Source organism: Brucella lupini (genome assembly GCF_002252535.1).
Classification (GTDB): domain Bacteria; phylum Pseudomonadota; class Alphaproteobacteria; order Rhizobiales; family Rhizobiaceae; genus Brucella; species Brucella anthropi.
On the sequence record NZ_NNRN01000031.1, the window covers coordinates 221064 to 241892 of the forward strand.

Here is a 20829-nt window from a genome sequence, read left to right on the forward strand (position 1 = left end):
AAGTCACCCTTGGGCTTTTTTGCCCTGCACGGATACAGCTCTGCAGAAAGCTGTATCAATTATCCTGTTCAAACTCCCATAGCCGCCAACCGTTATTGAAGGCCCGAGGCTCTCCCGCACTGCCAGGAGGTAAAGTGGAGTTTTCGGTTGACCGCTTTTAGCGGTGCCTTGCTTTTCTGTCCAGATAAGTACGCTGCGCCATAAAAGCAATTTCTGCCGGAAAGCGATAAAACCAGCACCATTCACTTCGCAAAAACACCCACTGCTAAACAAAAAGCCCCATGCAATTGCACGGGGCTTCGATAATTCATTCGATGCTGGCGATCTTACATTTCGGCAGCGTCACTCGCATCGTCTTCTGGTCCGCCATCTTCGAGGAACTGTTCGGCAATCAAACCGGCATTCTGACGAAGCGTGGTTTCGATCTCGCGGGCCACTTCCGGGTTGTCCTTGAGATATTGCTTGGCGTTTTCACGGCCTTGTCCCAGTCGCTGGGAATTATACGAGAACCACGCACCGGACTTCTCGACGACACCGGCCTTTACGCCAAGATCGACCAGCTCGCCGGTCTTGGAAACGCCAGCACCGTACATGATGTCGAATTCGACCTGCTTGAAGGGCGGCGCAAGCTTGTTCTTGACGACCTTCACGCGGGTCTGGTTGCCAACAACTTCGTCGCGCTCCTTGATCGAACCGATACGGCGAATATCGAGACGAACCGAAGCATAGAACTTGAGAGCGTTACCGCCAGTCGTCGTTTCCGGCGAACCGAACATCACACCGATCTTCATACGAATCTGGTTGATGAAGATCACCATACAGTTCGACCGCGAGATCGAAGCAGTAAGCTTGCGCAGCGCCTGGCTCATGAGACGAGCCTGAAGGCCAGGCAAGGAGTCACCCATTTCGCCTTCGATTTCCGCACGTGGCGTCAAGGCTGCGACGGAGTCGACGACGAGAACGTCGATGGCGCCCGAACGCACAAGCGTGTCGGTGATTTCAAGTGCTTGCTCACCCGTATCTGGCTGCGAAATCAGCAGGTTTTCCAGATCGACACCCAGCTTGCGTGCATAGACAGGATCAAGCGCATGTTCCGCATCGACGAATGCACAGATACCGCCCTTCTTCTGTGCTTCCGCAATCGTGTGCAGCGCGAGTGTCGTCTTACCGGAGCTTTCCGGTCCGTAAATCTCAACAATACGTCCTTTGGGCAAGCCGCCGACACCCAGCGCGATGTCCAGAGAAAGCGAGCCGGTCGGAACAGTTTCGATCTCGATAACCGGGGCATTTTTCCCCAGACGCATGATCGAGCCCTTACCGAACGCCCTTTCGATTTGCGACAATGCCGCATCGAGAGCCTTAGTCTTGTCCACTGAATTTTCCTCAACAAGTCGCAATGAATTCTGAGACATCTTACACCATCCTCTTGTCTCGCTAGAAGCCCGGCAGGCTCGTTGCTATGATCTATTTGTATTCGTTTTGTTCTCATTTGACAATAGGGCTAACTCATTGATTAAAAACAGTTCCGAAATTTTGTTCTATAATCGTTCTCTAACATCAACAATTACGAAAATAATCGAACTATCCACGAATTAACTTAATTCAAACCAAACTGCCCATCCACCGATTCGGAAAAGCAAAGAAAAACGCAGCCCTTCTATCGAAGAACTGCGTTGTTTGAAGCCTATTAACCCTCGGAAGGGAATCAGCTGGCGGCGCGAAGCGGAGAAATCTGGATTTCCACGCGACGGTTCTGCGCACGGCCTTCCGGTGTTGCGTTAGTGGCAACGGGCTGGCTCGCGCCATAGCCGATAACGGCGAAGCGACGCGGATCGATACCCTGCGAACCGAGATAGCTCGCGACCGACGCGGCGCGGCGCTGCGAAAGAGCCTGATTGTGGCTGACGCTACCGGTCGAATCGGTGTGGCCATAAACGTCCACAAGTGTCTGGTTGAATTTGCGCAGTACAATCGCGACCGAATTAAGCGTCGGGTAGAACTGGCTCTTCACCTGATCCTGATCGGTATCGAAAGTGATGCTGGACGGCATATTAAGGATGATCTGGTCGCCGTTACGGGTCACAGACACGCCAGTGCCCTGCAACTGTGCACGGAGCTCGTTTTCCTGACGATCCATGTAATTGCCGATTGCGCCGCCGCCAAGTGCACCAATACCGGCACCAATCAGAACGGCATTGCGCTGTGCACGGCTGGAACCGCCGACCATCAGGCCACCAAGAGCGCCCACAGCCGCGCCAATCGCAGCACCACCTGCGGTGTTCGACATCTTCTGTTCCCCGGTATAGGGGTCGGTGGTGCAGCCTGCCAGAAATGTGGCGGCGAAAAGGGCAATACCGATCTTCTTCAGCATGAAATGGTCATCCTCAATTAGCGAATCCGTCGCATGATAATAGCGATTAAGGCCGGATGGTGTCTCAAATGCGAGTTTGAATCCAGCCTTTCGCTTTTTAACTGAAGCCTCCGCAACTGCGCAACTGCGTGGCGTAACGATTGGCCATGGATTGGGCACGTTTTGCGCCATTGAGCGCTGTAGCATTCCCGCGCCAGACACCACGAGCGTAACCGCCGTGACCCGAATAGTAAGCGAGATAAAGGCTATATGCATCGGCGCGATTGATGCCGTTTTTCAGATAGCTTTGATAGTGATACCAGCCAATGAAATGGATAGCGTCCGCGAAATTGGTGCGCGATGCAGTCCAGCGACCGGTTTCCCGCTTGTAACGATCCCACGTGCCGTTCAGCGCCTGGGAATAGCCATAGGCGCTGGAAGCCCGCTTCCACGGTATGATCCAGAGAATCTTGGTCCGTGGCGGGCGTGCATAGGGCTGGAAGCCGGATTCGGTATAGATTGTGGCCATCAGAACCGGAACCGGCACGCCGAACTCGCGCGAAACCCGCGTGGCAGCCGTCTGCCAGTTATTGAACCAACCGTCGCGTTGATCGAAGACCGCACACACATTGTTGACCTGCCGTGGGGCAGTCGCGCAGCCTCCTAGGATCACGAGCGCGACGAGAAACAAAACGCGCATCATGGAAAACCTCGTCTCTTTGCAAAGATTGATAAAGCGTAAAAATTAAGAAGACCTTTCTAACGACAGGTCACCCCTTTCCGGGGCCTTCAAACTCGCGTGAAGAAGCAAAGTAAAAGCCGCTGCCAACACGACAGCGGCCCGAACTGTGGATGAATGTGGATAACTATGGGGATAGCGCATTTTCAACGGTCGAAACTGCGTGAAAACCAATGGTTAGAGCGATTGCGCCGGAACAGAACTGCTCCAAACTTCAACGGCGTCCCTGGCGCTCCTGTCGCAACCGCGCCCAGTATTCGAGGCGCTTGCGGATATCTCGCTCAAAACCCCGCTCCGGCGGATCATAGAATTTTTGCCTGCCCATGCTTTCCGGGAAATAATCCTGTCCTGAAAACGCGTCTGGCTGGTCGTGGTCATAGGCATAGCCATCGCCGTAGCCCTCATTCTTCATAAGCTTGGTCGGCGCGTTGAGAATATGCTTCGGCGGCAGCAGTGAACCGTTCTCCTTGGCCGCACGCATTGAGGCTTTATAGGCCACATAGACGGCGTTCGATTTCGGAGCCGTTGCAAGATAAACACAGGCCTGTGCGAGCGCCAGTTCGCCTTCCGGCGAACCAAGATAGTCATAGGCATCCTTGGCGGCGTTGCAGATGACCAGTGCCTGCGGGTCGGCCAAGCCGATATCTTCCACCGCCATACGCACCAGCCGCCGCCCAAGATATAACGGATCTTCGCCCGCATCGAACATACGAGAAAGATAGTAGAGCGCTGCGTCAGGGTCCGATCCCCGAACGGATTTATGCAGCGCCGAAATCAGATTGTAATGCCCGTCCTGCCCCTTGTCATAAACCGGGGCGCGACGTTGCACGACATCCTGCAGCTTTTCGGCAGTAAAAACTTCATCGGGACGGGCCGCACGCCAGACTTCCTCGGCAAGCGTCAGCGCAGCACGTCCATCGCCGTCAGCCATGCGAACAAGGCTTACCCGTGCTTCCTCGTCCAGCGGCAATGGACGTTCTTCTTGCTCTTCGGCACGGGTCAGAAGTGTTGCAATGCTCTCGCCATCATGGGGATGAAAAGTAAGCACCCTCGCCCGTGACAAAAGAGCAGCATTGAGCTCGAAAGACGGGTTTTCCGTCGTGGCGCCGATCAGGATAACAGTGCCGTCTTCCATGACCGGCAAAAATGAATCCTGCTGGGCGCGATTAAAGCGATGAATTTCGTCTACGAAAAGCAGTGTCTGCCGGCCCGACATACGCCGCGCACGAGCAGTCTCGAAAACCTTCTTGAGATCGGCAACGCCGGAGAAGATCGCCGAAATCTGCTCAAACGCGAGATCAGTTTCTCCGGCAAGCAGGCGGGCAACGGTCGTCTTGCCGGTTCCCGGAGGTCCCCAGAAGATCATGGAACCGAGCGAACCGGATGCAATCATGCGCGTCAGCACACCTTCTGGCCCGGTCAGATGTTCCTGACCGGTTACTTCCGACAAATGCTTCGGGCGCAGACGGTCAGCAAGCGGCCGGTTGCGGTCCGCGTTCGGGTCTGCCGCTGCTGAGAAAAGATCGCTCATTTCATTCGCTCGATCGATAAATTAAATGCCGCTTCAGGCATAATGCTACCCGAAGCGGCATGCAACTTTTGGCGATATACTGGCCGACAGTTTTAACGCACGAACTGACGCAACAACGTTCCGTTGCGTTCCACCTCAAGCCGCCAGGCAAGACCACGTCCCCCATCCAGAATCGCGGTCATGTCCTCCACGGAGCGGATAGGATTTCCGTTGATGCTTCGAACAATGTCGCCCGGGCGCAATCCGAGCCGTGCCGCCGGCGAGCCGGAATAGACGTCAACAACGACCACCCCCTGGCTTTCACTCTTGAGACGCAGCTTTTTAGCGGTGGATGGCGTCAGCACAAGAACAGCTGCACCGGCGAAGGGATTATCGCCCTTGATCACCTGCGGCGCAGTTTCCTTGACTTCAGGCGCTTTGGAAAGCTTCACCGGGATGGTCTGGTTCTTTCCATCCCGCATGATTTCGACCGACACGGTGTTACCAATGCCAGCCGTCGATAGACGATAACCAAGTACATCCTGATTATCGACACGAACGCCCTGAACGGACAGAACCACATCGCCGATCTTCAGCCCTGCGGCTTCTGCAGGACCACCTTTTGCAACTGCCGTGATCAGGGCACCGTAGGGCTTTTCCATTCCAAGCCCTTCGGCCAGATCGGAGGTGACCCCTTGGAAAGTCGCGCCGATATAGGGGCGCTCGAAACTTTTGCTGCCATTCTGCGCAGCTTCCACGACAGCGCGGACCATATTGGACGGAATAGCAAAGCCGATGCCCACGGAACCGCCAGAACGTGAATAGATCGCTGTGTTGATACCTATCAGGCGTCCGCGCATGTCAATCAATGCGCCACCGGAGTTGCCGGGATTGATAGCCGCATCCGTCTGGATAAAGAAATCAAAATCGGAAATGCCAACCTGTGTTCGGGATTGCGCCGACACGATACCGCTCGTCACAGTCTGTCCGACGCCGAACGGATTGCCGATGGCCAGCACCAGATCGCCAACTTCGACTTCGTCGGAATTGCCGAGGCCCAACACTGGAAACTTGTCCTTGGCTTCAATTTTCAACACGGCAAGGTCCGTGGTTTCATCACGCAGAAGCAGCTTGCTTTCGAACTCGCGACCGTCCGACAAGGCGACTTTGATTTCGTCGGCATCCTTGATGACGTGATTGTTCGTCACGACAATGCCTGAACTATCGACAATCACGCCGGACCCGAGCGACTGCTGGATACGTGGCTTGCTTTCCCCGAACTGCCGCCCGAAAAACTGCTCGAAGAACGGATCGCCTGCAAATGGCGATTGTGCCCGTGCCTGCACCTGTCGCGCCGCATAGACATTCACAACAGCTGGTGTCGTCTCTTTCACAAGAGGAGCGAAGGAAAGTTGCATATCAGCGCGGCTGAGCGGCACTTCTTTGGGAGGTGTTGCAGGCGCATCCTGCGCCATTGCCTGCGGCATAACCAGCCCCACGGATGTCAGCATAAGACCCAATACACCTAAACGTCGCCAATTCATGCACATACTCCGCGCTTTCCGAGGGCACTCATATCTTCCGTGAAAAAATATGAGATTCGTCGTCCATATGTAGTCAACTGAGGACAAGGATAAAGGGCCACATTGTGACCTTGAAGTGCAGCACGGCAATTTTTCGTGAAACATATCGATCCGAAAGAGCCGAACAGCAGCAAGAACAAACAAAAAGGGCCGCTCAAGGCGGCCCTTTTCAATAATCAGAAACAGTGCAGATTATGCTGCGTCTGCTTCAGCAGCCTGTTCGGCTTCGACGCGGGCGCGGTCAGCCTTACCCTTTGCATCGACGTCGCGTTCCACGAATTCAACAACCGCCAGAGGCGCGTTGTCGCCAGCGCGGAAGCCAGCCTTCATGATGCGGATGTAGCCGCCGTTGCGGGTTGCATAGCGAGCAGCCAACGTATCGAACAGCTTTGCAACGAGCTTAACGTCGCGAATAGCCGAGATAGCCTGACGGCGTGCATGCAGATCGCCGCGCTTGCCGAGAGTGACAAGCTTTTCTACGATCGGACGGATTTCCTTAGCTTTAGGAAGCGTGGTCACAATCTGTTCATGCTCGATGAGCGAAGCCGCCATGTTGGCGAACATTGCCTTGCGATGCGAGGCAGTGCGGTTCAGCTTACGCTGTCCATTACCGTGGCGCATGGCCTTCTCCTTAATTAGTTCTAGCCGGATTGCCGGTCTTAATATTGGTCTTCGTAGCGCTTTGCGAGATCTTCGATGTTTTCTGGCGGCCAGGACGGGATTTCCATACCGAGATGGAGACCCATCGATGCCAGAACTTCCTTGATCTCGTTGAGCGACTTGCGGCCGAAATTCGGAGTCCGCAGCATCTCGGCTTCCGTCTTCTGGATCAGATCGCCGATGTAGACGATGTTGTCGTTCTTCAGGCAGTTTGCCGAACGGACGGACAGTTCGAGTTCGTCGACCTTCTTGAGCAGAGCCGGGTTGAAAGCCAGTTCCGCAACCTGTTCCTGCGGAGCTTCCTTCTGGGGCTCTTCGAAGTTGACGAAGATCGCCAGCTGGTCCTGGAGAATACGAGCAGCATACGCCACTGCGTCTTCACCGCTGACCGAGCCGTTTGTCTCGATGTTCAGCGTCAGCTTGTCATAATCGAGAACCTGACCTTCACGGGTGTTCTCGATCTTGTACGACACCTTGCGAACCGGAGAGTAGAGGCTGTCAACCGGGATAAGCCCGATCGGAGCATCTTCCGCACGGTTGCGGTCGGCAGGCACATAGCCCTTGCCGGTGTTGACGGTGAATTCCATGCGGATTTCAGCGCCTTCGTCCAGCGTGCAGATGACGTGATCCGGGTTAAGGATCTCGACATCGCCGACAGTCTGAATGTCGCCAGCCGTAACAACGCCTGGGCCTTCCTTGCGGACGACCATGCGCTTCGGGCCCTCGCCTTCCATGCGGATGGCGATTTCCTTGACGTTCAGAACGATATCCGTAACGTCTTCGCGGACGCCCGGGATCGAAGAGAATTCATGCAGAACGCCATCGATCTGAATGGCGGTCACGGCAGCGCCGCGAAGCGACGACAGAAGCACGCGACGCAGAGCATTACCGAGCGTCAGACCGAAACCGCGTTCCAGCGGCTCAGCAACGACGGTTGCATGCGTGCGGGAGCCGTTGGTGATGAAATCCACCTTATTCGGCTTGATGAGTTCCTGCCAGTTCTTCTGGATCATGTAAGTATCCCTCTATCAATCGTCGCTACCATCCTATCGTAGCGATCAAGTGTAGAAACCGCAGAGGAACCCCGAACTTGAAAAGCCCGAGGCTCGTACGGCATGTGAACGAGGATTAGACCCGGCGCTTCTTGCGCGGACGGCAACCGTTGTGCGGGATCGGCGTAACATCGCGGATCGACGTAATCACAAAGCCGGCAGCCTGAAGGGCGCGCAGCGCGGATTCACGGCCAGAGCCCGGTCCGCAAACCTCGACTTCGAGGGAGCGCATACCGTGTTCCTGAGCCTTCTTGGCGCAATCTTCGGCAGCGATCTGAGCGGCGAACGGGGTCGACTTACGCGAACCCTTGAACCCCTGAGCACCGGCAGACGACCAGGCAATCGCATTGCCCTGAGCATCCGTGATGGTGATCATGGTGTTGTTGAACGTCGAATTTACGTGGGCAACGCCCGACGAGATGTTTTTACGCTCGCGACGGCGAACGCGCGTGGCTTCCTTGGCCATGACAGTCCTTTCAATCGATCTCTACACCGCCGTAATTCCAGCGGCTACACCGGTCCTCAAGAAAGGACCAGCATCAAACCCAACCGGCGCACCGGAAAGGCCCGACGGAACATATGTCCCGTCGAAATTACTTCTTCTTGCCTGCGATTGCCTTCGCCGGACCCTTGCGGGTGCGTGCGTTGGTGTGCGTGCGCTGGCCGCGAACCGGCAGCGAACGACGATGACGCAGACCGCGGTAGCAGCCCAGATCCATCAGGCGCTTGATGTTCATCGAAACTTCACGACGCAGGTCACCTTCGACCTGGTAGTCAGCATCGATTGCTTCGCGGATCTGAAGGACTTCAGCATCCGACAGCTGGTTAACGCGACGATCGTCAGCAATGCCGACTTTCGTTACGATTTCCCGAGCAAATTTCGGTCCGATCCCGTGAATGTACTGAAGCGCAATAACAACGCGCTTGTTCGTCGGGATGTTGACGCCAGCGATACGTGCCACGTCTGTTCTCCTTGAGTTATAAAAATTTCCATCTGGCAGATGCGATCAACCAGACAGCATTAAACGACCGGTACCGGCCTCTTTCGATTTCCGCCGATACCCGCCATTCAAAACCAGTTGAAGTGGCGCAGTCTTTGACGGAATCGCCCGAAAAAGTCAACTCTTAACTGTCCGTAAAGCCATCAAACCGGCCTGACAGGCAACTCAAGCAACTTCTGGAAGCAATAAACGGGCAGAAAACGCTTTACGCTTTCCCTGCCCGTATTGGAATGAGGCTTCTTCAAGCCTCTTCAATTCTCATGCCGGAACCAGAATTCTCTCGATTTCGGCAGTAACTTCTTCAACCGGCGCCATGCCATTGATGACGCGCAGTTCACCAGTTCCGGCATAATAGCTCGAAAGCGGCGAAGTCTTTTCGCGGTATTCCACGAGACGCTTACGGAACGCCTCAGGATTGTCGTCCGAACGGACCTGACCACCCTTGGCAATCGTTTCAGCCACGCGGCTCTCCATCCGCTTGACCAGAGCATTCTCGTCAACCTTCAGCTCAATGACTGCATCGAGTTTTAGGCCCTTCCCCGCCAGCATCGTTCCCAGAGCCTGAGCCTGTGGAACCGTGCGTGGATAACCGTCAAGGATGAAACCGTTCGCGCAGTCAGGCGCATCGATGCGCTCCGAAACGATCTGGTTCACGATCTCATCGGAAACCAGTTGCCCGGCGTCCATCACGGCCTTGGCGCGCTTCCCGATCTCGCTCTGCTGGGCGACTGCTGCACGCAGCATGTCGCCGGTCGAGAGCTGAGGAATTCCATGCTTCTTGGTAAGAAGTCCAGCCTGCGTCCCCTTACCTGCTCCGGGCGGCCCAAGAAGTATCAGTCTCATTTATTGCGTTTCCCACCTCTGAGTTTGGACTTCTTGATCAGCCCTTCATACTGATGGGCGATCAGATGTCCCTGAATTTGCGCAACCGTGTCAAGCGTTACGCTCACAACGATCAGCAGCGAGGTGCCACCAAGATAGAACGGCACACCGGTTGCGGAAATCAGGAATTCCGGCAGGAGACAGACAAGCACGATATAGATGGCGCCGACAACAGTGATGCGTGTCAGCACATAGTCTATGTATTCGGCGGTACGCTCACCCGGACGAATGCCCGGAATAAAGCCGGAATGCTTCTTGAGCTGGTCAGCAGTGTCCTTGGGATTGAACACAATGGCCGTGTAGAAGAAGCAGAAGAATGCCATCAATGCGGCATAGAACAGCATGTAAAGCGGCTGACCATGACCGAGTGCATTGAGAACGGTAGTAGCCCAGGCCGGCATTTCCGTCGTGTTGGCGAAACCGGCAACCGTCGCAGGCAGAAGCAACAACGACGAGGCGAAAATCGGAGGAATGACGCCTGCGGTATTGAGCTTCAACGGCAGATGCGACGTATCGCCCTGGAACATGCGGTTGCCGACCTGACGCTTCGGATACTGGATCAGAAGGCGACGCTGCGCACGTTCAACGAATACGATGACCGCAATCAGCACGATAGCAAGAATGATAACGCCCAGAATGAGACCGGTCGACAGCGCACCGGTACGGCCAAGTTCCAGCGTGCCGGAAATAGCGTGCGGCAGGTTGGCCACGATACCGGAGAAGATGATCAGCGAGATACCGTTGCCGATACCGCGTGCAGTGATCTGCTCGCCGAGCCACATCAGGAACATCGTACCGCCAACAAGGGTGATCACCGACGAAACGACGAAGAACGGTCCCGGATTGGTGACAATACCGTTGCCCGACTGCAAGCCGACAGAAATCGCGTAGGCCTGAACAAGCGCCAGAAGCACCGTGCCGTAACGCGTATACTGATTGATGATCTTGCGACCTGCCTCGCCTTCCTTCTTCAGCGCTTCAAGAGACGGAACAACCGACGTCATGAGCTGCACGATGATGGAGGCAGAGATATAAGGCATGATGCCGAGCGCGAAAATGGCCATACGACCGACGGCGCCACCGGCGAACATGTTGAAAAGCCCGAGCACACCCTGGCTATGCTGCTGGAAAGCCTGCGCAAGCGCGTCAGGATTGATGCCGGGAAGCGGAATATAGGTGCCGAACCGGTATACGAGCAAAGCACCTAGCGTGAACCAGATGCGCTTCTTGAGTTCTTCTGCTTTCGAGAAAGCTGAAAAATTGAGATTGGAAACTAGCTGTTCAGCAGCCGATGCCATTAAATTTCTCCGGTGAAAAGTCTCCGGTCCTCCGCCCCCGTCAGCGCAATCTATTGCGGTCGCGCCTCGAGACTAAAAGACCCTACCCAGATATGCGCATTGGCATAAATGTGCAAGCGGCGGCACTGAGGCCGCCGCTTTTTATTTTTGTATCGAAGCCTTATTCGGCAGCGGCTTCAGGAAGCTTGATGCTACCGCCAGCCTTTTCGATCTTTTCGACCGCAGCCTTGGAAGCACCGGCTACCTCGAAAGCAACCTTTGCCTTCAGCTCGCCGTCCGAAAGGATGCGAACGCCGTCTTTGGCACGACGAATCACGCCAGCAGCCTTCAGCGAATCGAGGTTCACAACAGCCTTGGCATCAAGCTTGCCTGCATCGATAGCGGCCTGAACACGGCCGAGCGATACAACGTTGAAGCTCTTTGCGAAGATGTTGGTGAAGCCGCGCTTCGGCAGACGGCGGTAGATTGGCATCTGGCCGCCTTCGAAGCCGTTGATCGCGACGCCCGAACGGGACTTCTGCCCCTTGACACCACGACCACCGGTCTTGCCGGTGCCCGAACCGATACCGCGGCCAACACGCTTGCGTGCTTTGACCGAACCTGGCTTGTCACGCAGATCGTTGAGTTTCATATCTCTATCTCCTGCGCTATCACGCCTCGTCCACAACTCGAACGAGGTGTGGAAGCTTGGCGATCATGCCACGAACTGCCGGAGTATCTTCCAGCGTGCTGCGGCGGTGCATTTTATTAAGACCCAGACCGATCAGCGTTGCGCGCTGCTCGGCTGGACGACGGATTGGGCTTCCGATCTGCTCGACCGTAACCGTCTTGCCCTTCTTCTCAGCCATCACTCAAATCCCTTGTCTATGGCGTATCCGGTGGCCTGAGCGGCCCCGGACGAACACAAACTATCGGCTACTCTTCCGAACCGACCACATCATGGCGGCGAGCCTGAAGGGTCGAGTACTTGATGCCGCGCTGTGCAGCGATGTCCTTCGGATGCATCTGATGCTTCAGAGCATCGAACGTCGCACGAACCATGTTGTAAGGGTTCGACGAACCGAGCGACTTGGCGACAACGTCCTGAACGCCGAGCGTTTCGAACACTGCACGCATCGGACCACCGGCGATGATACCCTTACCAGCAGGAGCTGCGCGGAGCAGAACCTTGCCAGCGCCGTGACGGCCTTCAACATCGTGGTGCAGCGTACGGCCCGAACGCAGCGGTACGAAGATCATGTCGCGCTTGGCAGCTTCCGTAGCCTTACGGATAGCTTCCGGCACTTCACGAGCCTTGCCATGACCGAAGCCTACGCGGCCCTTCTGGTCGCCAACAACGACGAGCGCAGCAAAACCGAAGCGACGGCCGCCCTTGACGACCTTGGCAACGCGGTTGATGTGAACGAGCTTATCGACGAATTCGCTGTCGCGCTCCTCACGGCCGCGATCTTCGCGGTTACGTTCTCTCTGTGCCATATCCTGATTTCCTTTTTCTTTTCCGGAAGCACAAAATGCTATTAGAAGCTCAGTCCGCCTTCGCGGGCAGCTTCGGCGAGAGCCTTCACACGGCCGTGGTAAATGAATGCACCACGGTCGAACACTACTTCGCTGACGCCTGCTTTAACGGCACGCTCGGCGACCAGCTTGCCAACTGCAGCTGCTGCTGCGGAGTCGGCGCCAGTCTTGAGCTTGCCCTTCAGGTCGCCATCCAGGGTCGAAGCAGCGGCGATGGTAACACCGCGAACGTCGTCGATAACCTGAACGTAGATGTTCTTGGAAGAGCGGTGCACGCTGAGACGCGGACGGCCGTTTGCAACAGCCTTGACCTGACGGCGTACACGAGCAGCGCGACGCTGCAAAGTTTCTTTTGGCGATGCCATGACGCGCTTCCCTTACTTCTTCTTGCCTTCTTTGCGGACGATCTTCTCGCCAGCATACTTGACGCCCTTGCCCTTGTAAGGCTCGGGGCCGCGATATTCGCGGATCTCAGCCGCGACCTGACCGACCTGCTGCTTGTCGATACCGGTGACGACGATTTCCGTCGGCTTCGGAACGGCAACAGTGATGCCAGCAGGCACGTCGTAGACCACTTCGTGGCTGAAGCCGAGCGAAAGCTGCAGGTTCTTACCCTGCATGGCAGCACGGTAACCGACGCCGCTGATTTCGAGCTTCTTTTCGAAGCCGTCCTTCACGCCAACAAAAATGTTGGAGATCATCGTGCGGGACATGCCCCACTTCGAACGAGCTTCCTTCGACTGGTCGCGCGGATCGACGCTGACAGCGCCGTCTTCCATCTTGACCAGAACTTCATCGTGCACGACGAAGGAGAGTTCACCCTTCGCGCCCTTGGCCTTGACGATCTGCCCATCAACACTGGCGGTCACGCCTGCCGGGACCGGCACGGGTTTTTTACCGATACGAGACATTTTAATACCTGTCTTTTATCTGTTCGCTGTCAACCGCATCAGAAGATGCGGCAGAGCAGCTCACCACCAACGTTTTGTTCACGGGCTTCATGATCAGCCATCACACCCTTAGGGGTGGACAGGATCGAGATGCCAAGACCATTCGCAACCTGCGGGATCGACTTGACCGACACGTATACACGGCGGCCAGGCTTCGAAACGCGGGTCAGTTCACGAATGACTGGAACGCCTTCATAGTACTTCAGTTCGATTTCGATCTCGGCTTTGCCGTTCACGAATTCACTCTGCGTGTATCCGCGGATGTAACCTTCAGACTGAAGAACATCAAGAACGCGAGCGCGCAACTTGGAAGCCGGGGTCGAAACCTTGGTCTTCTTGCGGCCTACTGCGTTACGAATACGGGTCAGCATGTCGCCGATAGGATCTGACACAGACATATGCTACTCCTTACCAGCTCGACTTGACGATGCCCGGGATCTGACCGAGCGAACCCAACTGACGGAGCGCAATACGCGACATCTTCAGTTTACGGTAATAACCACGCGGACGGCCCGAAACTTCGCAACGATTGCGAATACGAACCTTCGATGAATTGCGCGGCAGTTCGGCAAGCCGGATAGTGGCGCGGAAGCGCTCCTCCAGCGGAAGGCCCTGATCCATTACGATCGCCTTCAGACGTGCACGCTTGTCAGCATGACGCTTAACCAACTTTTCGCGGCGCTTGTTTTTTTCGACTGCGCTAGTCTTGGCCATATTATTATACCTCGCTACGCTTGCCGTTACTGCCGGAAGGGGAAGTTGAATGCACGCAGAAGAGCGCGCGCTTCATCATCCGTCTTGGCGGTCGTGCAAACGATGATGTCCATGCCCCAGATCTGATCAACCTTATCGTAGTTGATTTCCGGAAACACGATGTGCTCCTTGATACCCATGGCATAGTTGCCACGTCCGTCAAAGCTCTTCGGGTTCAGGCCGCGGAAGTCGCGAACGCGAGGAAGAGCGATCGTGATGAAACGATCAAGGAATTCGTACATGCGGTCCTGGCGAAGGGTGACCTTCGTGCCGATCGGCATGCCTTCACGCAACTTGAATGTTGCGATCGAGTTACGGGCGCGGGTGATAACAGCCTTTTGACCAGCAATCAAGCCAAGGTCTTCAGCAGCTACAGCCGGCTTCTTGGAGTCGCCAGTGGCTTCGCCAACGCCCATGTTGAGGACAACCTTGGTGATGCGTGGGATCTGCATCTCGTTGTCGTATTTGAATTCTTCAAGCAGAGCCTTACGAATGTTTTCGTTGTAAAGCTTCTTGAAGCGGGGAAGTGCCTTAGCTTCAGCCATCGATCAGCGCTCCAGAACGTTTTGCGACACGAACCTTCTTGCCGTCCTCGACGCGGAAACCGACGCGGGTCGGCTTACCGTCCTTGGGATCAGCAATTGCCAGGTTGGACAGGTGGATCGGCGCTTCCTTGGAGATAATGCCGGCTTCCTGGGTCTGGGTCTGACGCTGATGACGCTTCACAACGTTGATACCGCGAACGAGCGCCTGCTCGTCCTTAGGCATAACCTTGAGAACTTCGCCTTTACGGCCCTTGTCCTTACCGGACAGCACGACAACGCTGTCGCCTTTGCGAATCTTCTGCATCGTCTTGCTTCCTTACAGAACTTCCGGGGCCAGCGAGATGATCTTCATGTGGTTCTTTGCGCGAAGTTCGCGCGGAACCGGTCCGAAGATACGCGTGCCGATCGGCTCTTTCTTGTTATCGATGAGAACGGCTGCATTGTTATCGAAACGAATAACGCTGCCGTCCGGACGACGGATGTCCTTGGCGGTGCGTACAACAACCGCCTTCATCACATCACCCTTTTTGACGCGGCCGCGCGGAATAGCTTCCTTGATCGACACCACAATGATGTCGCCAACGGAAGCGTAACGCCGCTTCGAGCCGCCCAGCACCTTGATGCACATGACACGACGTGCGCCGGAGTTATCCGCCACGTCGAGGTTTGTTTGCATCTGAATCATGACTGGCCGCCTTCTTTCCTCTCAGCTGGTTAAGGGCTCCTGCCCTACCTAAGCTGCGTGTTTATAATTTAGCCTGCTGCTTCGTTCGTGAGAACGACCCAGCGTTTGTCCTTCGAGATTGGAGCCGATTCCTGAATGGAAACGAGATCGCCAACCTTGAACTGGTTGTTTTCGTCATGCGCCTTGTACTTCTTAGACTGACGCACGGTCTTCTGGAGGAGCGGATGCGAATAGCGGCGCTCAACCTTGACCACAACAGTCTTGTCATTCTTGTCGCTGACGACAACGCCCTGCAGAACGCGTTTAGGCATTATATTTTTCCTTATGCCTTGCTTGCGGCCGCCTTCTGGCGGGCAATAGTCTTAATACGCGCGATGTCGCGGCGAACCTGCTTCACGCGCGCGGTTTTTTCGAGCTGGCCGGTGGCCTTCTGAAAGCGCAGGTTGAACTGCTCTTTCTTCAGGGTGCCCAGCTCGTCATTCAGTTGATCGAGGCTCTTCGCCCGAACGTCTGCGGCTTTCATAGTTGCCTCTCTCTTATTCAGCAATGCGCTGGATAAAGCGCGTCTTGATCGGCAACTTTGCTGCGCCGAGTCTGAGGGCTTCGCGTGCCACATCTTCGGGTACGCCGTCAAGCTCAAACATCACGCGACCTGGTGCCACACGGCATGCCCAGTAGTCAACCGAACCCTTACCTTTACCCATACGGACTTCGGTAGGCTTCGACGTAACTGGCAGGTCAGGGAAGATGCGGATCCACACGCGGCCGGCACGCTTCATGTGACGGGTGATCGCGCGGCGGGCCGCTTCGATCTGACGTGCAGTGACGCGTTCCGGCTCAACGGCCTTCAAACCGAATGCACCGAAATTCAGATCCGTGCCGCCTTTCGAGTTGCCGTGAATACGGCCCTTGAACTGCTTGCGGAACTTGGTGCGCTTAGGCTGCATCATTGTTCTCTACTCCAAATTTCTCGCCCGCGGCCCGCTTTTTAAGCGTTTTCGCGGCGGCGGTTCGACGAGGAACCCTGATTGTCACCCTCGACCGCACGACGCTCGGAAGCCATCGGATCGTGTTCAAGAATCTCACCCTTGAAGACCCAGACCTTCACGCCGCAGATACCATAAGCGGTCTTCGCTTCTGCCGTGCCGTAGTCGATATCGGCGCGAAGCGTATGAAGCGGAACGCGACCTTCACGGTACCATTCCATGCGAGCAATTTCCGCGCCACCCAGACGACCCGAGCAGTTGATACGGATACCTTCGGCTCCAAGACGCATTGCCGACTGAACGGCACGCTTCATGGCGCGACGGAATGCCACACGGCGTTCGAGCTGCTGAGCGATCGACTGAGCGATCAGCGTAGCGTCGATTTCCGGCTTGCGAACTTCAACGATGTTGAGCGACGTATCGGCATTGGTCATCTCGGAAAGCTTCTTGCGGAGCTTTTCGATGTCTGCACCCTTCTTGCCGATGATGATGCCCGGACGAGCCGAATGGATCGTCACGCGGCACTTCTTGTGCGGACGCTCGATTACGATCTTGGAGATCGCAGCCTGCTTCAGTTCCTCGGTGAGGAATTCGCGGATCTTGACATCTTCATGCAGCAGCTTGCCGTACTCACCGGTATTCGCGTACCAACGCGAATCCCAGGTGCGGTTGATGCCGAGACGAAGACCGATCGGATTAATCTTCTGACCCATTATGCGGCCTCCCCTTTTTCCGCGACTTCGCGGACAACAATGGTGAGATGCGAAAACGGCTTCTCGATACGGCTCGCGCGGCCACGGCCACGGACGTGGAAGCGCTTCATGACGATCGACTTACCTACATAGGCTTCGGCGACGATCAGAGAATCGACGTCGAGGTCATGGTTGTTTTCTGCGTTCGCAATTGCGGACTGGAGCGTCTTCTTAACCGTATCGGCGATCCGCTTGCGCGAGAACGTCAGATCGGCAAGAGCCGCGTTCACCTTCTTGCCGCGGATCATGCTCGCAACAAGGTTCAGCTTCTGCGGGCTGACGCGCAGCGTACGGGCAACAGCTTGCGCTTCGTTGTCCTTGAGCTGACGGGGAGCTTTAGCCTTGCCCATCGTTACTTCCTCTTCGACTTCTTGTCCGCGCCGTGACCGTAGTAGGTACGTGTAGGCGCGAATTCACCGAACTTGTGTCCGACCATTTCTTCCGAAATCGACACCGGCACATGCTTGTTGCCGTTGTAGACGCCGAAAGTCAGACCGACAAACTGCGGCAGGATGGTGGAGCGACGGCTCCACATCTTGATAACTTCATTACGACCGCCTTCGCGTACCTTCTCAGCCTTCGTGAGAAGATAGCCATCGACGAACGGACCTTTCCAAACTGAACGAGCCACTTCAGACTACCTCTCTTACTTCTTGCGCTGATGGCGCGAACGCATGATGAACTTGTCGGTCGACTTGTTCGAGCGCGTCTTCTTGCCCTTCGTAGGCTTGCCCCACGGAGTGACAGGGTGACGACCACCCGACGTACGACCTTCACCACCACCATGCGGGTGATCAACCGGGTTCATTGCAACGCCGCGAACGTGCGGACGCTTGCCACGCCACACCGAACGACCGGCCTTACCGTCGTTGATGTTGCCGTGGTCCGGGTTGGACACTGCACCGACCGAAGCGAAGCAGGCACCTGGAACCAGACGCTGTTCACCGGAGTTGAGGCGCAGAATGGCCATGCCCTGATCGCGACCAACCAGCTGGGCGTAGGTGCCAGCTGAACGAGCGATCTGACCGCCCTTGCCAGGCTTCAGTTCGACGTTGTGAACGATCGTACCAACCGGCATGGAAGCGAGCGGCATTGCGTTGCCCGGCTTCACGTCAACTGAGTTGCCTGCAACAACCTTGTCACCAACAGCCAGACGCTGCGGAGCCAGGATGTATGCCAGTTCACCGTCTTCGTAACGGATCAGCGCGATGAACGCGGTGCGGTTCGGATCGTATTCCAGACGTTCGACAGTGCCGACGACGTCAAGCTTGCGACGCTTGAAATCGATGAAACGGTACGTACGCTTGTGACCACCGCCCTGAAAGCGAACAGTGATACGACCGGTGTTGTTACGGCCACCCTTCTTGGACAGACCTTCGGTCAGGGACTTGACCGGCTTGCCCTTGTAGAGTCCCGAACGGTCCACGATGACCAGCTGACGCTGGCCTGGCGTGATCGGATTAAAATGCTTGAGTGCCATTGTCTCTTACTCCATGGCCTCTCAGAGACCGGTCGAAACGTCGATGCTCTGGCCTTCGGCCAAAGTAACGATCGCTTTCTTGACGTCGCTCTGGCGCCCGATAAGGCCGCGGAACCGCTTGACCTTACCCTTGCGCACTGCAGTGTTGACTGCGGTAACCTTGACGCCGAACAGCGCTTCGACTGCAGCCTTGATTTCCGGCTTCGTTGCCTTGCGGGCTACGTTGAAGACAACCTGGTTGTGTTCGGAAACCATGGTGGACTTCTCGGTGATAACCGGGCTGACGATCACGTCGTAATGGCGAAGATCAGTCATTTGAAACGCTCCTCGAGGGCTTCGACAGCCGCCTTGGAAAGAACGAGCTTGCCGCGGCGAAGGATGTCGTAAACATTGATGCCCTGCACCGGCAGAACGTCGATGTTCGGGATGTTCGAAGCCGCGCGCTGGAAGTTCACGTCGATCTCTGCACCGCCGATGACGAGTGCATTTTCAAGACCGAGCTTGGCGAACTGCGAAACAAGCTGCTTCGTCTTGGCTTCCGTTGCAGCCAGATCATCGATGATGATCAGGTCAGATGCCTTTGCCTTTGCAGACAGGGCATGACGCAGGCCAAGAGCGCGAACCTTCTTCGGCAGATCGTGATCGTGCGAACGGACAACCGGTCCGTGAGCCTGACCACCACCGCGGAACTGCGGAGCGCGAGCCGAATGGTGACGAGCGCGACCCGTACCCTTCTGCTTGTACATCTTTGCGCCGGTGCGGCTTACGTCGCCACGGCCCTGAGCCTTATGGGAGCCCTGCTGGCGGCGAGCCAGCTGCCAGCGCACAACGCGCTGAAGAATGTCGTCACGCGGGTCGAGGCCGAAGATTTCTTCGTTCAGCTTGACCTTGCCGGCATCCTTGCCTTCAAGAGTGGTAATCGTGAGATCCATTATTCGGCTCCCTCAGTCGCGACAGCTTCAGCCTTCGCGGCACCTGCACGCAGAGCGGCCGGCTTCGGCGCGTTCTCAGGCAGCGAGACCTTTACCGCATCGCGCACGATGATCCAGGCACCCTTGGAGCCAGGAACCGCACCGCGAACCAGAATGAGGCCGCGATCGCTGTCCGTCGAGACAACTTCAATATTCTGCGTGGTTACGCGGGTCTGGCCCATGTGACCAGCCATCTTCTTGCCCTTGAACACCTTACCCGGGTCCTGACGCTGACCGGTCGAGCCGTGAGCGCGGTGGGTAATGGAGTTACCATGGGAAGCGCGATGACCGGCGAAGTTATGACGCTTCATAACACCAGCAAAGCCCTTACCAATCGAAGTACCCGTCACATCGACCTTCTGGCCGGCGACGAAGTGTTCGGCGGTGATTTCAGCGCCGACTTCGAGGAGGTTGTCCGGCGAAACGCGGAATTCCGCGACCTTCGCCTTTGGCTCGACCTCGGCCTTCGCGAAATGACCGCGCATAGCCTTGGACGTGTTCTTTACCTTGGCAAGTCCAACGCCAAGCTGAACAGCCGTGTAACCATTCTTTTCAACTGTACGCTGAGCTACCACGTGGCAATTCTCCATGCGGAGAACCGTCACCGGCACATGCTCGCCGGCGTCGTTATAGACGCGGGTCATGCCCAGCTTCTGTGCAATAACACCTGAACGCATCGGGTTCGTTCCTTCCGTCCTCAAGCCGATTAAAGCTTGATCTCGACATCGACACCGGCGGACAGATCGAGCTTCATCAGCGCGTCCACCGTCTGCGGGGTCGGGTCAACGATATCGAGAAGACGCTTGTGCGTGCGCATCTCGAACTGCTCGCGGCTCTTCTTGTCGATGTGCGGCGACCGGTTAACCGTGAACTTCTCGATCCGCGTAGGTAGCGGGATCGGTCCGCGCACATTTGCACCGGTACGCTTGGCAGTCGACACGATTTCCCGCGTCGAAGCGTCAAGGATCCGATGATCAAACGCCTTGAGGCGAATGCGGATGTTTTGACCGTTCATTTCATCTGTTCCTTGTTACGCGGGAACGCTCGCTCCAAAGCGAGCGTTCCTGCACAAACCTTCATTACTCGATGATCGAGGAGACGATGCCTGCACCGACGG

At 56.2% G+C, this 20829-nt stretch carries 32 protein-coding genes; all 32 read right to left on the reverse strand.

Annotated elements, in window-relative coordinates; genetic code table 11:
• Positions 1–326: 326 nt before the first annotated feature.
• The 32 genes from recA to rpsJ all read right to left on the reverse strand — a co-directional run bounded on the left by recA (position 327) and on the right by rpsJ (position 20727).
• Positions 327–1412, reverse strand: coding sequence for a recombinase RecA (gene recA, locus CES86_RS04755; RefSeq protein ID WP_010659933.1), 1086 nt, complete (start codon positions 1410–1412; stop codon positions 327–329).
• 293 nt (positions 1413–1705) lie between these two features.
• Positions 1706–2371, reverse strand: coding sequence for an OmpA family protein (locus CES86_RS04760; protein ID WP_010659932.1), 666 nt, complete (start codon positions 2369–2371; stop codon positions 1706–1708).
• Positions 2372–2468: 97 nt separating this feature from the next.
• Positions 2469–3053 (reverse strand): transglycosylase SLT domain-containing protein, encoded by a 585-nt coding sequence (locus CES86_RS04765; protein ID WP_010659931.1) that lies wholly within the window; start codon positions 3051–3053, stop codon positions 2469–2471.
• Between the two features lie 250 nt (positions 3054–3303).
• The gene (locus CES86_RS04770) at positions 3304–4620 is read right to left on the reverse strand and encodes a replication-associated recombination protein A (protein WP_012091914.1); all 1317 of its coding nucleotides are present in this window, start codon (positions 4618–4620) and stop codon (positions 3304–3306) included.
• A 92-nt stretch (positions 4621–4712) separates the two neighbouring features.
• Entirely contained in the window at positions 4713–6143 is a 1431-nt protein-coding gene (locus CES86_RS04775) for a DegQ family serine endoprotease (protein WP_010659929.1), read from the reverse strand.
• 231 nt (positions 6144–6374) lie between these two features.
• Positions 6375–6803 (reverse strand): 50S ribosomal protein L17, encoded by a 429-nt coding sequence (rplQ, locus tag CES86_RS04780; protein ID WP_010659928.1) that lies wholly within the window; start codon positions 6801–6803, stop codon positions 6375–6377.
• A 38-nt stretch (positions 6804–6841) separates the two neighbouring features.
• Positions 6842–7855: a DNA-directed RNA polymerase subunit alpha gene (locus CES86_RS04785; protein WP_006467001.1), complete on the reverse strand. Its 1014-nt coding sequence runs from the start codon at positions 7853–7855 to the stop codon at positions 6842–6844.
• Positions 7856–7970: 115 nt separating this feature from the next.
• Entirely contained in the window at positions 7971–8360 is a 390-nt protein-coding gene (gene rpsK / locus CES86_RS04790) for a 30S ribosomal protein S11 (RefSeq protein WP_002964339.1), read from the reverse strand.
• Between the two features lie 127 nt (positions 8361–8487).
• Positions 8488–8856 carry a 30S ribosomal protein S13 gene (gene rpsM / locus CES86_RS04795; RefSeq protein WP_006467002.1) on the reverse strand — a complete coding sequence of 123 codons (369 nt, stop codon included), beginning with the start codon at positions 8854–8856 and terminating at the stop codon, positions 8488–8490.
• Positions 8857–9153: 297 nt separating this feature from the next.
• Entirely contained in the window at positions 9154–9738 is a 585-nt protein-coding gene (locus tag CES86_RS04800; protein ID WP_010659927.1) for an adenylate kinase, read from the reverse strand.
• Entirely contained in the window at positions 9735–11075 is a 1341-nt protein-coding gene (gene secY / locus CES86_RS04805; RefSeq protein WP_010659926.1) for a preprotein translocase subunit SecY, read from the reverse strand. The genes CES86_RS04800 and secY overlap by 4 nt, the downstream gene beginning before the upstream one ends.
• Before the next feature lie 160 nt (positions 11076–11235).
• On the reverse strand, positions 11236–11706 hold the full coding sequence (gene rplO, locus CES86_RS04810; RefSeq protein ID WP_012091912.1) for a 50S ribosomal protein L15: 471 nt from the start codon (positions 11704–11706) through the stop codon (positions 11236–11238).
• 19 nt (positions 11707–11725) lie between these two features.
• Positions 11726–11923: a 50S ribosomal protein L30 gene (gene rpmD / locus CES86_RS04815; protein WP_002967737.1), complete on the reverse strand. Its 198-nt coding sequence runs from the start codon at positions 11921–11923 to the stop codon at positions 11726–11728.
• A gap of 67 nt (positions 11924–11990) precedes the next feature.
• Positions 11991–12551, reverse strand: a complete 561-nt coding sequence (gene rpsE / locus CES86_RS04820; RefSeq protein ID WP_006467009.1) for a 30S ribosomal protein S5 — start codon at positions 12549–12551, stop codon at positions 11991–11993.
• 41 nt (positions 12552–12592) lie between these two features.
• Positions 12593–12955 carry a 50S ribosomal protein L18 gene (gene rplR, locus CES86_RS04825; protein ID WP_010659924.1) on the reverse strand — a complete coding sequence of 121 codons (363 nt, stop codon included), beginning with the start codon at positions 12953–12955 and terminating at the stop codon, positions 12593–12595.
• 12 nt (positions 12956–12967) lie between these two features.
• Positions 12968–13501 carry a 50S ribosomal protein L6 gene (gene rplF, locus CES86_RS04830; RefSeq protein ID WP_010659923.1) on the reverse strand — a complete coding sequence of 178 codons (534 nt, stop codon included), beginning with the start codon at positions 13499–13501 and terminating at the stop codon, positions 12968–12970.
• A gap of 38 nt (positions 13502–13539) precedes the next feature.
• Positions 13540–13938, reverse strand: a complete 399-nt coding sequence (rpsH, locus tag CES86_RS04835) for a 30S ribosomal protein S8 (RefSeq protein WP_007875325.1) — start codon at positions 13936–13938, stop codon at positions 13540–13542.
• Positions 13939–13948: 10 nt separating this feature from the next.
• Positions 13949–14254 carry a 30S ribosomal protein S14 gene (gene rpsN / locus CES86_RS04840; RefSeq protein WP_010659922.1) on the reverse strand — a complete coding sequence of 102 codons (306 nt, stop codon included), beginning with the start codon at positions 14252–14254 and terminating at the stop codon, positions 13949–13951.
• A gap of 26 nt (positions 14255–14280) precedes the next feature.
• Positions 14281–14838 (reverse strand): 50S ribosomal protein L5, encoded by a 558-nt coding sequence (rplE, locus tag CES86_RS04845; RefSeq protein ID WP_010659921.1) that lies wholly within the window; start codon positions 14836–14838, stop codon positions 14281–14283.
• A complete protein-coding gene (rplX, locus tag CES86_RS04850; RefSeq protein WP_010659920.1) occupies positions 14831–15142 on the reverse strand; it encodes a 50S ribosomal protein L24 in 312 nt (103 codons plus the stop codon). The genes rplE and rplX overlap by 8 nt, the downstream gene beginning before the upstream one ends.
• A 12-nt stretch (positions 15143–15154) precedes the next feature.
• A complete protein-coding gene (rplN, locus tag CES86_RS04855; RefSeq protein WP_004683923.1) occupies positions 15155–15523 on the reverse strand; it encodes a 50S ribosomal protein L14 in 369 nt (122 codons plus the stop codon).
• Between the two features lie 68 nt (positions 15524–15591).
• Complete coding sequence (gene rpsQ, locus CES86_RS04860) at positions 15592–15834, reverse strand: 30S ribosomal protein S17 (protein WP_010659919.1); 243 nt, start codon at positions 15832–15834, stop codon at positions 15592–15594.
• Positions 15835–15845: 11 nt separating this feature from the next.
• The gene (gene rpmC, locus CES86_RS04865) at positions 15846–16046 is read right to left on the reverse strand and encodes a 50S ribosomal protein L29 (RefSeq protein ID WP_006467022.1); all 201 of its coding nucleotides are present in this window, start codon (positions 16044–16046) and stop codon (positions 15846–15848) included.
• Positions 16047–16059: 13 nt separating this feature from the next.
• A complete protein-coding gene (rplP, locus tag CES86_RS04870; RefSeq protein ID WP_006467023.1) occupies positions 16060–16473 on the reverse strand; it encodes a 50S ribosomal protein L16 in 414 nt (137 codons plus the stop codon).
• Positions 16474–16511: 38 nt separating this feature from the next.
• Positions 16512–17222, reverse strand: a complete 711-nt coding sequence (gene rpsC, locus CES86_RS04875; protein ID WP_006467024.1) for a 30S ribosomal protein S3 — start codon at positions 17220–17222, stop codon at positions 16512–16514.
• Positions 17222–17611 carry a 50S ribosomal protein L22 gene (gene rplV / locus CES86_RS04880; RefSeq protein WP_010659918.1) on the reverse strand — a complete coding sequence of 130 codons (390 nt, stop codon included), beginning with the start codon at positions 17609–17611 and terminating at the stop codon, positions 17222–17224. The genes rpsC and rplV overlap by 1 nt, the downstream gene beginning before the upstream one ends.
• A gap of 2 nt (positions 17612–17613) precedes the next feature.
• A complete protein-coding gene (gene rpsS, locus CES86_RS04885; RefSeq protein ID WP_010659917.1) occupies positions 17614–17892 on the reverse strand; it encodes a 30S ribosomal protein S19 in 279 nt (92 codons plus the stop codon).
• 15 nt (positions 17893–17907) lie between these two features.
• Positions 17908–18741, reverse strand: a complete 834-nt coding sequence (gene rplB, locus CES86_RS04890) for a 50S ribosomal protein L2 (RefSeq protein WP_010659916.1) — start codon at positions 18739–18741, stop codon at positions 17908–17910.
• A gap of 21 nt (positions 18742–18762) precedes the next feature.
• Positions 18763–19056, reverse strand: a complete 294-nt coding sequence (locus CES86_RS04895) for a 50S ribosomal protein L23 (protein WP_006467028.1) — start codon at positions 19054–19056, stop codon at positions 18763–18765.
• Positions 19053–19673 (reverse strand): 50S ribosomal protein L4, encoded by a 621-nt coding sequence (gene rplD, locus CES86_RS04900; RefSeq protein ID WP_010659915.1) that lies wholly within the window; start codon positions 19671–19673, stop codon positions 19053–19055. Before rplD ends, CES86_RS04895 begins: the two co-directional genes overlap by 4 nt.
• Positions 19673–20389 carry a 50S ribosomal protein L3 gene (gene rplC / locus CES86_RS04905; protein WP_012091910.1) on the reverse strand — a complete coding sequence of 239 codons (717 nt, stop codon included), beginning with the start codon at positions 20387–20389 and terminating at the stop codon, positions 19673–19675. Before rplC ends, rplD begins: the two co-directional genes overlap by 1 nt.
• A gap of 29 nt (positions 20390–20418) precedes the next feature.
• Positions 20419–20727, reverse strand: a complete 309-nt coding sequence (gene rpsJ, locus CES86_RS04910; RefSeq protein ID WP_002964363.1) for a 30S ribosomal protein S10 — start codon at positions 20725–20727, stop codon at positions 20419–20421.
• Positions 20728–20829: the final 102 nt, after the last annotated feature.

Excerpts from the sequence above, each read along its gene's own strand:
- CES86_RS04895 (WP_006467028.1), bottom strand. The coding sequence starts at position 19,056 with ATGACTGATCTTCGCCATTACGACGTGATCGTCAGCCCGGTTATCACC.
- rplD (WP_010659915.1), bottom strand. The coding sequence starts at position 19,673 with ATGGATCTCACGATTACCACTCTTGAAGGCAAGGATGCCGGCAAGGTC.
- rplN (WP_004683923.1), bottom strand. The coding sequence starts at position 15,523 with ATGATTCAGATGCAAACAAACCTCGACGTGGCGGATAACTCCGGCGCA.
- rplB (WP_010659916.1), bottom strand. The coding sequence starts at position 18,741 with ATGGCACTCAAGCATTTTAATCCGATCACGCCAGGCCAGCGTCAGCTG.
- rplF (WP_010659923.1), bottom strand. The coding sequence starts at position 13,501 with ATGTCTCGTATCGGTAAAAAACCCGTGCCGGTCCCGGCAGGCGTGACC.
- rpmD (WP_002967737.1), bottom strand. The coding sequence starts at position 11,923 with ATGGCTGAGAAGAAGGGCAAGACGGTTACGGTCGAGCAGATCGGAAGC.
- rplC (WP_012091910.1), bottom strand. The coding sequence starts at position 20,389 with ATGCGTTCAGGTGTTATTGCACAGAAGCTGGGCATGACCCGCGTCTAT.
- rplE (WP_010659921.1), bottom strand. The coding sequence starts at position 14,838 with ATGGCTGAAGCTAAGGCACTTCCCCGCTTCAAGAAGCTTTACAACGAA.
- rpsJ (WP_002964363.1), bottom strand. The coding sequence starts at position 20,727 with ATGAACGGTCAAAACATCCGCATTCGCCTCAAGGCGTTTGATCATCGG.
- rpsN (WP_010659922.1), bottom strand. The coding sequence starts at position 14,254 with ATGGCCAAGACTAGCGCAGTCGAAAAAAACAAGCGCCGCGAAAAGTTG.
- rplP (WP_006467023.1), bottom strand. The coding sequence starts at position 16,473 with ATGATGCAGCCTAAGCGCACCAAGTTCCGCAAGCAGTTCAAGGGCCGT.
- rplV (WP_010659918.1), bottom strand. The coding sequence starts at position 17,611 with ATGGGCAAGGCTAAAGCTCCCCGTCAGCTCAAGGACAACGAAGCGCAA.
- CES86_RS04770 (WP_012091914.1), bottom strand. The coding sequence starts at position 4,620 with ATGAGCGATCTTTTCTCAGCAGCGGCAGACCCGAACGCGGACCGCAAC.
- rpsE (WP_006467009.1), bottom strand. The coding sequence starts at position 12,551 with ATGGCACAGAGAGAACGTAACCGCGAAGATCGCGGCCGTGAGGAGCGC.
- rplO (WP_012091912.1), bottom strand. The coding sequence starts at position 11,706 with ATGAAACTCAACGATCTGCGTGACAAGCCAGGTTCGGTCAAAGCACGC.
- CES86_RS04785 (WP_006467001.1), bottom strand. The coding sequence starts at position 7,855 with ATGATCCAGAAGAACTGGCAGGAACTCATCAAGCCGAATAAGGTGGAT.
- CES86_RS04775 (WP_010659929.1), bottom strand. The coding sequence starts at position 6,143 with ATGAATTGGCGACGTTTAGGTGTATTGGGTCTTATGCTGACATCCGTG.
- secY (WP_010659926.1), bottom strand. The coding sequence starts at position 11,075 with ATGGCATCGGCTGCTGAACAGCTAGTTTCCAATCTCAATTTTTCAGCT.
- rpsC (WP_006467024.1), bottom strand. The coding sequence starts at position 17,222 with ATGGGTCAGAAGATTAATCCGATCGGTCTTCGTCTCGGCATCAACCGC.
- rplQ (WP_010659928.1), bottom strand. The coding sequence starts at position 6,803 with ATGCGCCACGGTAATGGACAGCGTAAGCTGAACCGCACTGCCTCGCAT.
- rpmC (WP_006467022.1), bottom strand. The coding sequence starts at position 16,046 with ATGAAAGCCGCAGACGTTCGGGCGAAGAGCCTCGATCAACTGAATGAC.
- rplX (WP_010659920.1), bottom strand. The coding sequence starts at position 15,142 with ATGCAGAAGATTCGCAAAGGCGACAGCGTTGTCGTGCTGTCCGGTAAG.
- rpsQ (WP_010659919.1), bottom strand. The coding sequence starts at position 15,834 with ATGCCTAAACGCGTTCTGCAGGGCGTTGTCGTCAGCGACAAGAATGAC.
- rpsK (WP_002964339.1), bottom strand. The coding sequence starts at position 8,360 with ATGGCCAAGGAAGCCACGCGCGTTCGCCGTCGCGAGCGTAAAAACATC.
- rpsH (WP_007875325.1), bottom strand. The coding sequence starts at position 13,938 with ATGTCTGTGTCAGATCCTATCGGCGACATGCTGACCCGTATTCGTAAC.
- CES86_RS04760 (WP_010659932.1), bottom strand. The coding sequence starts at position 2,371 with ATGCTGAAGAAGATCGGTATTGCCCTTTTCGCCGCCACATTTCTGGCA.
- rplR (WP_010659924.1), bottom strand. The coding sequence starts at position 12,955 with ATGGCATCGCCAAAAGAAACTTTGCAGCGTCGCGCTGCTCGTGTACGC.
- CES86_RS04765 (WP_010659931.1), bottom strand. The coding sequence starts at position 3,053 with ATGATGCGCGTTTTGTTTCTCGTCGCGCTCGTGATCCTAGGAGGCTGC.
- CES86_RS04800 (WP_010659927.1), bottom strand. The coding sequence starts at position 9,738 with ATGAGACTGATACTTCTTGGGCCGCCCGGAGCAGGTAAGGGGACGCAG.
- recA (WP_010659933.1), bottom strand. The coding sequence starts at position 1,412 with ATGTCTCAGAATTCATTGCGACTTGTTGAGGAAAATTCAGTGGACAAG.